We start from the raw sequence: 7,069 nt of genomic DNA on the forward strand, positions 1-7,069 counted from the left end.
AGGTGGACGTGAACGGCAGCAATGGGCCGGAAGCGGCAGCCTTCACGAAGGGCGGAAAGTGTGCATTCGCTGCACGTGCGGTATCATGGGACTACTAATACAAAAGCGGACATTCAGAGCGGTTTAGCGGCGCGCTTTTGGCAGCCGTGCGGGCATGATCGAACATTTGGGTAATGACGTCGTTTTGATTGCAGTTCACCTGTTGGGTCGGGCGGATCATTGCATTCACCAACTCAAGAGCCGTGACATCGCTTTTCAGCACCAATCAACTAAACTGGTGCCGTCAAGCTCTTCGTAAATCGTAGTCAGATCCACGTGCCGCGCCTCTATCGAATACAATCATTATCCGTTTGTATCAAAATCGGAAGGCCTCAAAATCAGCTCACCAGCCCCAGTTGACGCGCGACCGTCGCGGCATCGTAGTAATCGCGCCCTTCGACGACTTTGCCGTCCTTCACGCGCATTACACTGCAATAGCGCGTCTCTTGCCACTTGCCGCTCGGTGCGAATGTGCCAAGGGAAGACACCAGCGGCCCTGTATGCGTGCCGCGATTGATAAATTCGACAACGGCCCTGTCACCGTCCACAATTACGTTGACCACCTTCACCTCGCCATCCGGAAAAGCCGCGCGCCAGCGTTCATAATCCATTCTGTAGCCGTCCGGGCCAATCTGGCTTTCGCCGCGCGCCACGTCCTCAAAATGGCAGTCGTCTGCGATGACGGCCGCGCCTCGCTCTGGGTCGCGCATATCCCAGGACTCGTGGAATTGGCGGACAGTTTTTTCGGTAGAATGCATTGGTAGAAACCTCTTTGTTCAATATGGATAATTTCAAGGGGGCTACCCCATGTGTAAAGGCACAAATACGCCTGACCGACTGAAATCGGTCAGGTTGGTCATCCTGTGGTCGCGGGTCCTTTGCCGACCCTTGGATTGGGCCTGGCGCCGTCAGACACCGCGATACACAAAACGATCTCATCCGCCCGGGGTGCATCCGGCAGCCAGAGGGTCATCGTGTCGATGTGGTCAAAGGACCATGCGTTGTCCTTGTGTCCCAAGGGCAGATCAATTGCCGTTGCCATGCCCGCAACCTTGACGTTTGACGGCATGAGGGATTCGCCACCGCCCACAGCGGCCCGAACGGGTTTTCCGAGTTTAGGATGAAGCATTGCCCCTCCGTGCTCCATTGCGCCAGCACTTCCGACCAAGGCGGCCTTGCCATAGCAGGTTGGCGGGCCGTCCAGGAGCGCCACGATCTGAGGTGTCAGGGTTTTGCCAAGCTGTGCCCCCATTTCGAACAGGCGTGATAGGTCGTCCTGATCGATCCCGGCGAATGGGTTCTTCACCACCGCCATCGCAGCAACCCGTGTGATCGGCGCGCAAGTCCTGCCCATTTCGTCTGATGTGACGGTTTCCTTGTTAAGGACGATTTTGCGGACATTCATGTTTATGCCTCCTTTATTGGTGGTGATACGTCAGACGATTTCAACCACCGAAAGGCGAAGGCGGCGGGGATGACGGCTGCGAAATTGACCATGCCAAAGTAGATTGGCGCGAAGATATTACCTGTCGCGTCCAGAACGGCTCCCGCAATCGGCGGCGCGGCCATCATGATCGCGAAATAGACGGTGAAAAAGACACCCATTCCAAAGGCGCGTTGCTCGGGCCGCATCGCTTCTCCGGCAAGAGCCATGATCACACCTGCCGGTGCGAAACCGACAAGGCCAAACAGCACGCTTGACGCAATACCTGCGCCCGGCACGCCAAGCAGGAAAAGCGAAAGGACCGCAGACGTCATGCAGATGGCAAGGATTGTGTTCCGGTGCCCGAAGTGATCCGCGATATACCCGCAAAGCGCGAAGGACACGATCATCAACCAGCTGGCGACGCTGATCGTCCCGGCCGCAGCAAGTATTGTGTATCCCTGCGCTTCCAGAATCTTGGGGCCAAAGGACAGATAAACAACATAGCCTGCGTTATAGACGCCCCATGCACATCCGGCGCAGAAGATCAGCCGCAATTCCTTGCCCGACAACGCTATGGATCTGGCCGATGCTGCCGCCTTTTTATCGCCCGGCGCGCGGTAGAACAAGAACACGCACACCGCTGCCGAAAGGCAATAGGTGGACGCCGCGAGGAAAGGAGCAGTCCACCCGAAACTCTGGGCCAGCCAGGCATGGCCAATCTGGCCCATGGCAATCCCGATTGGCCAACTGGTCAAAAGAACGCTCATGGCGGTCGCGATTTCGCGGCCCACGAACCAGTCGGCGACCATCTTGGTGAAATATAGGTTGATCAGAAGAAAGCCCGCACCGGCCAACACCCGGCCCAGACCGACAAACCAGCTTTCGGTCGCAAACCCCGAGACAAAACCGCCGACGGCCAAAGCCAGAAGGCCTGCGACAGCAAGCATCCGGTCAGAGGTATACCCTCCCAGAAATCCCGCAGGCAGGGCCAGAAAAAGACCCGGTGCCATGAACAGGCCGATGAGAAGGCCGATGGTCCCGTAATCGAGCCCGAAGGCGACGATCAGATCGTCGCCCACAGAGCCAAGTGTCTGGAACTGCAAGCCGGTCCCAATACGGGCCAGAAACAACAGCGCAAGGATGCGCCAGCGCATCAGGCCCAGCCAAGCCCGCGCAGGGCCTGCACATCGTTCCAGATCTTGGTCATGTGGCGGATTTTTTCGCCATCGAACTCCATGACATAAGCGTAGTCGGAAACGACAGTTTTACCAGTTGGCGCGACTGGCCCGCCTTCACCGGTTTGGGTTCCGTGAAACTCTGCCGCTGCTACGACTGCGTTTCGCGCCTCGTCGACCGTAAATGCTTTCATCACATAACGCCCATCGGGAACCGGGGTCAAAAGCCCTTTCATCCAGTCGGCATAAGCCGCCAAAGTCGTCGTCTCGGCTAAAGCATCCGCTTGGCATGCAAATGATGCATCCGCGTGGCAAAAGGCCTCGCAAGCGTTCCATCCCTGGCCGGTTTCGCAGGCTTCAAAAAAGGCATGTGCAGTTTGATAAAGTGACATCAGAATATTCTCCGTGTTGATTTCATTGGGGTCAGACTATCCATGAATCGGCAATGTATGGTATCGTGCAAATGCTGTAATTTGACCGTTGCGCATGCAGTATTTGAGCTACAGCAGTTGCAGGATTGCTTGTTTGTCCTGCTGTATCCACAATCAAATCTAACGAATTTCAACGGAGCATTTCTGGTGATACCGCACATTGATCTTAGCGCACGAGAATTGGAAATCGCCCAATCTTACGCCGGCGGTGCGACCTATCAAAGGATCGCCAATGACCTGCACATTGCGCCGTCTACGGTGCGCACGCATCTGGCGACGATCTACCGAAAGCTTGAAGTGTCCTCAAAGCTCGAACTTTTAACACGGCTACGGGGCGACGCACCGCAACCTCGCAGCCAAACCGAATTGACCTCTGTCATTTCAGAACTGGCGCTCAGTCTGGAAGAGGCGATCAACCGCGAAAAGGCACTCAGTGAGGTCTTGCGGATCATCAGCGAAGCGCAGGGAGATATCAACGCGGTTATCCCGTTCATACTTACCTATGCGCTTGAGCTCTGCGATGCCGAATTTGGAATTCTCTTTGAATACCGAGGAAATAGCCGGTTCTGTGCGAGCCACACACTCGGGATTGCACAGCCTTTCAAAGACTGGCTGGATGATCAGAGAGAATTTTCTGTAAGCCCCGCGACTGGATTGGGACGGATGGATGAAAAGCGTGATGTGATCAATATCATCGATGTTAAGTCCGAAGATATTTACCGCACGGACGATCCTTTGCGCTATGCGACGGCTGATTTGGGCGGGGCCCGGTCTTTCGTCGCGATCCCCATGTTGGCCGCGGATAGATTGGTTGGTGCGTTTACCATTTACCGACAAACAGTCCGCCCATTTTCTGATGATACCACACGACTTGCGCAGACATTCGCCGCACAAAGTGTGATCGCACTTGAAAACGCCCGCCTGATCAGTGCCGCGCAACAGACGTTTATGTGACAGAAAAACCATCTGGCACCAGAGACTTATCTGCACGCGAGCGGCCATTGGAGCAGGCGCTGCGAAAGCCTGCAAGTCGACGATCAAGCCGACAAAATGCTGCGCGATGCACGAATGGCCGCTTCGCTCGGCTGCATCTCAGCATTGGGCCATCGACTGAAGGTCCGGTCGGGGCCGTTCTTGTTCATCAGACAGACGAGGCACGCAGGATAATGCCGCACCGCCGAAAGTCGGCTCAGAGCCCGAAGTGGACATGGAATTGTTGGTCTGTGACTGAGGAAACTGTCGTAATGGTCGGCCCCCAAACGCCTGGCGTGAGGGGCTCGACCGATTTGCGACGGATCTCTGAACGTCCGGTGTCTATTCCGCCGCCACCGCCTCCATAGCCGCTTGGGCGCAATGGCAGGAAGCACCGACAGGCAGGTCTGACCTGGCTGCTGCAATCTCAAGACGCTGGCGGATGAGCTTTGCCTCCGCGCTGTCCCCAACGCCGCGGCGGCGTAGACAGTCGTCAAGGCCCTTCAGGCTCCAGATATTGTCAGGATGAATGCAGGCGCGCGGCAGCTGACCAGCGAGGCCAAGGTCTTCGCGGTAAGCCTGCTCGGCTTCCTCAACGCGGCCCTGCTCAAGTGTCAGAGCACCGAGAGCATGGCGCACGGGCTGAATCCAACCCCACGGTTCGTCATAGGCCAGGGTGTCTTCCAGCTTGTTCGCTTTTCGGAGATGAGCGAAAGCAGCGTCGTAGTTGCCTTTCCGGTACTCAAGCTCACCATCCAGCATCTGCTCCGCCACATCCAAAAGGTCGATACAGCGGTTGTTGTGAAGGTAGCGGCTCTCAGGCACTTTCGCACGTGCTTCCATGAACTTGACCCGTTCGGCTTCGGAGCTTGACACCTCGCCCAGTGCGGCATGCGCAACGGCTTTGGCGTAGTGCAGAGAGGCGGTGGTGTGGCAGTAGAGATTCTGATCTTCAGGCAGCGGTTCGGAAACGATGTTGCGCCATTTACCAAAACGGATCTGAACATGGGTCTTCATGGAGATATAGCTCTCCAGAAAATCCGCCATCGGCGGGCTCGCCATTTTCAGTAGATCCACTGGTATTTCGCGGATCATCTCTTCCGCAGCGTCCATCGCCGGTTCGTACTGGCCGAGGAACATCGCGCCATAAATGGCGAAATGGTAATTGTGCACGCGGTAGGCGGTGTAGAAGTTCATGCGCCCCTGGCGTTCGGCGATCTTTAGATCGGCCTCAATGCCTTTCTGGTTCCAGTACAGGGTGTCACGGTATTCGCCGCACTGGATGTCGATATGTGTTGGCATGTGGATCAAATGACCGGCATCGGGCACCAGTTCGCGCAGGCAGTCGCCCGCCATCAACGCTTTCTCAGGTGTTGGTGACATTTCCATCAGGTGGACATACAGGTGAAGGATGCCGGGATGGGCTCGGCCTTCGGGGGTGTCCACGAATTTCTCCAGTACCTTCTGCGCCTCGACCGTGCCAGCCCCGTCGGCAACCGTGTTTTTCCAGATGTCCCACATTTTCCATGGTGTCTGGTTCAGGATCGACTCGACATAGACAGTGGCAACCTCGATGTCATTCGGGTGCGCGCCATACGCCTTCTCCATCGCGGCAGCAAAGCCATCGTTCCACGGCTTTTGCTCATCGATCGTCTCACGCTGCGGATAGCGGGCCGGAAGGGCTTGGATGAGTGCGCGTTCGGGAGGGGTGATCTTTTCGACCAGAGCAAGTGCCACTTGCGTGGAGTCATATGCCGTTGCCAGTGCATTCGACTTGGTATCCGGATCCATCATCCACCATTCGAAATTATAGTTTGGCCCGACGGCATATGCGACGCCCCAATGAGCCATTGCACATTCAGGATCGTGCTCCAGCGCCTTCTGAAAGCACTCGATCGCCTGCTCATGGTTGTATGAATACGTCCACACCAGACCGCGGTCGAACCAGAGTTGGGCGTCGGCTGACTTGGTCGTGATTTTGCGCGAGTAAACGTCAACGTCAAAGTAGTCCATTGATAATTCCCCCCTGAATTATTGGACTTAATGTAGCGCAAAGTTGGCGATTCGATAAGCTGCTCGTACCAAGCGGCCAACGACGGCTTTGTCCCGCATAGCCGTCATCGGTCCTGTCAAAATGCTGCGCGATGCCTGAACGACCGCTTCAGTGAAGCTGCGCCGCAGCGTCAATGGCATTAGTGAAGGTCTGGTTTGGGCCGTTCATGTCGACCGATATTAGGGGAAAAAAGCGGTAGCTCGCTGCAGCTTCCGTCGCCGATTCGGGCAGAATAATCCTGTCAGGAGGCGTTGCATCCTCCGGTGGGTTTTGAAACGCGGATCAGTTTTGCGAACTCCTTCCACTCTGGAAAAATCTTTCACCGATTTTTTCAGCAATTCTGGAGCGGGACGTATTTGCTGTGAATGAAACACAGCCCCTCAACCGACTTCACAACGCCTGTTCATCCTTCAGCTGAGATCTCGCCTGAAGACAACTTGATGCGTATGCATCCGAGCGACATGCTCGGAAACCCCAGCCTTCTGATGATTAACAATGGCGTTCCTACTTCGAGATGTGAGACGACCGAGGGTTTCTGCGAGGTTTTGCCTGCTTGGTTGGATGGGACGAGCTACGTGTCGCTGAACCGGTTTTGGAAACGGCGACGCAACACTAACCTTGCCCAGCTAAACGCGGTCTATCTGGATCTCGATTATCCCAATAGGCTGGAGTGGCGGGGTAAACCTGCCTCTGAAGTGCAGAAAGCGTTCGAAGAGGCGCTGACCGCGGCGGCAATTCCTCTGCCGTCTGTCTTCTTGCACACGGGAAGAGGCCTCGCGGTCATCTGGCTCATTAAACCACTGCCCCCAAAAGCGTTGAAGCGCTGGGACGGCGCGATGAGAGCTGCGATCAAGTTCGCTTTACGGTTCGGCGCTGATCCGGCCTGCAAAGACGCTGCCCGTGTCTTTCGACTTCCGGGAACGATAAACCAAAAATCTCGCACTGTGGTGCGGGTGTCTGCCGCAACGTGGCA

Annotated in this window: 7 protein-coding genes; 2 read left to right on the forward strand and 5 right to left on the reverse strand. The window is 56.1% G+C overall.

What is annotated here, in order from left to right:
- Positions 1-377 precede the first annotated feature (377 nt).
- The 4 genes from V7730_RS21375 to V7730_RS21390 all read right to left on the reverse strand — a co-directional run bounded on the left by V7730_RS21375 (position 378) and on the right by V7730_RS21390 (position 3,032).
- On the reverse strand, positions 378-797 hold the full coding sequence (locus V7730_RS21375) for an ester cyclase (RefSeq protein WP_335749582.1): 420 nt from the start codon (positions 795-797) through the stop codon (positions 378-380).
- 98 nt (positions 798-895) lie between these two features.
- Entirely contained in the window at positions 896-1,444 is a 549-nt protein-coding gene (locus tag V7730_RS21380) for an amino acid synthesis family protein (protein WP_335749583.1), read from the reverse strand.
- A gap of 2 nt (positions 1,445-1,446) precedes the next feature.
- A complete protein-coding gene (locus V7730_RS21385) occupies positions 1,447-2,619 on the reverse strand; it encodes an MFS transporter (RefSeq protein ID WP_335749584.1) in 1,173 nt (390 codons plus the stop codon).
- The gene (locus V7730_RS21390; RefSeq protein WP_335749585.1) at positions 2,619-3,032 is read right to left on the reverse strand and encodes an ester cyclase; all 414 of its coding nucleotides are present in this window, start codon (positions 3,030-3,032) and stop codon (positions 2,619-2,621) included. Before V7730_RS21390 ends, V7730_RS21385 begins: the two co-directional genes overlap by 1 nt.
- A 186-nt stretch (positions 3,033-3,218) precedes the next feature.
- On the opposite strand from V7730_RS21390, the gene V7730_RS21395 reads away from it, so the two are divergent.
- Entirely contained in the window at positions 3,219-4,025 is an 807-nt protein-coding gene (locus tag V7730_RS21395; RefSeq protein ID WP_335749586.1) for a LuxR C-terminal-related transcriptional regulator, read from the forward strand.
- Positions 4,026-4,385: 360 nt separating this feature from the next.
- Here V7730_RS21395 and V7730_RS21400 read toward each other — a convergent pair whose 3' ends face one another.
- Positions 4,386-6,056, reverse strand: coding sequence for a tetratricopeptide repeat protein (locus V7730_RS21400; RefSeq protein WP_335749587.1), 1,671 nt, complete (start codon positions 6,054-6,056; stop codon positions 4,386-4,388).
- Positions 6,057-6,461: 405 nt separating this feature from the next.
- Between V7730_RS21400 and V7730_RS21405 the strand changes: the two genes are divergently transcribed.
- Positions 6,462-7,069 (forward strand): DNA-primase RepB domain-containing protein (locus V7730_RS21405; protein WP_335749588.1); only part of this gene is annotated, 608 nt, incomplete at its 3' end.

It is taken from the genome of Sulfitobacter sp., from assembly GCF_036961165.1.
Classification (GTDB): domain Bacteria; phylum Pseudomonadota; class Alphaproteobacteria; order Rhodobacterales; family Rhodobacteraceae; genus Sulfitobacter.

Coding starts and splice junctions, on each gene's coding strand:
- V7730_RS21400 (WP_335749587.1), bottom strand. CDS start 6,056: ATGGACTACTTTGACGTTGACGTTTACTCGCGCAAAATCACGACCAAG.
- V7730_RS21390 (WP_335749585.1), bottom strand. CDS start 3,032: ATGTCACTTTATCAAACTGCACATGCCTTTTTTGAAGCCTGCGAAACC.
- V7730_RS21380 (WP_335749583.1), bottom strand. CDS start 1,444: ATGAATGTCCGCAAAATCGTCCTTAACAAGGAAACCGTCACATCAGAC.
- V7730_RS21385 (WP_335749584.1), bottom strand. CDS start 2,619: ATGCGCTGGCGCATCCTTGCGCTGTTGTTTCTGGCCCGTATTGGGACC.
- V7730_RS21375 (WP_335749582.1), bottom strand. CDS start 797: ATGCATTCTACCGAAAAAACTGTCCGCCAATTCCACGAGTCCTGGGAT.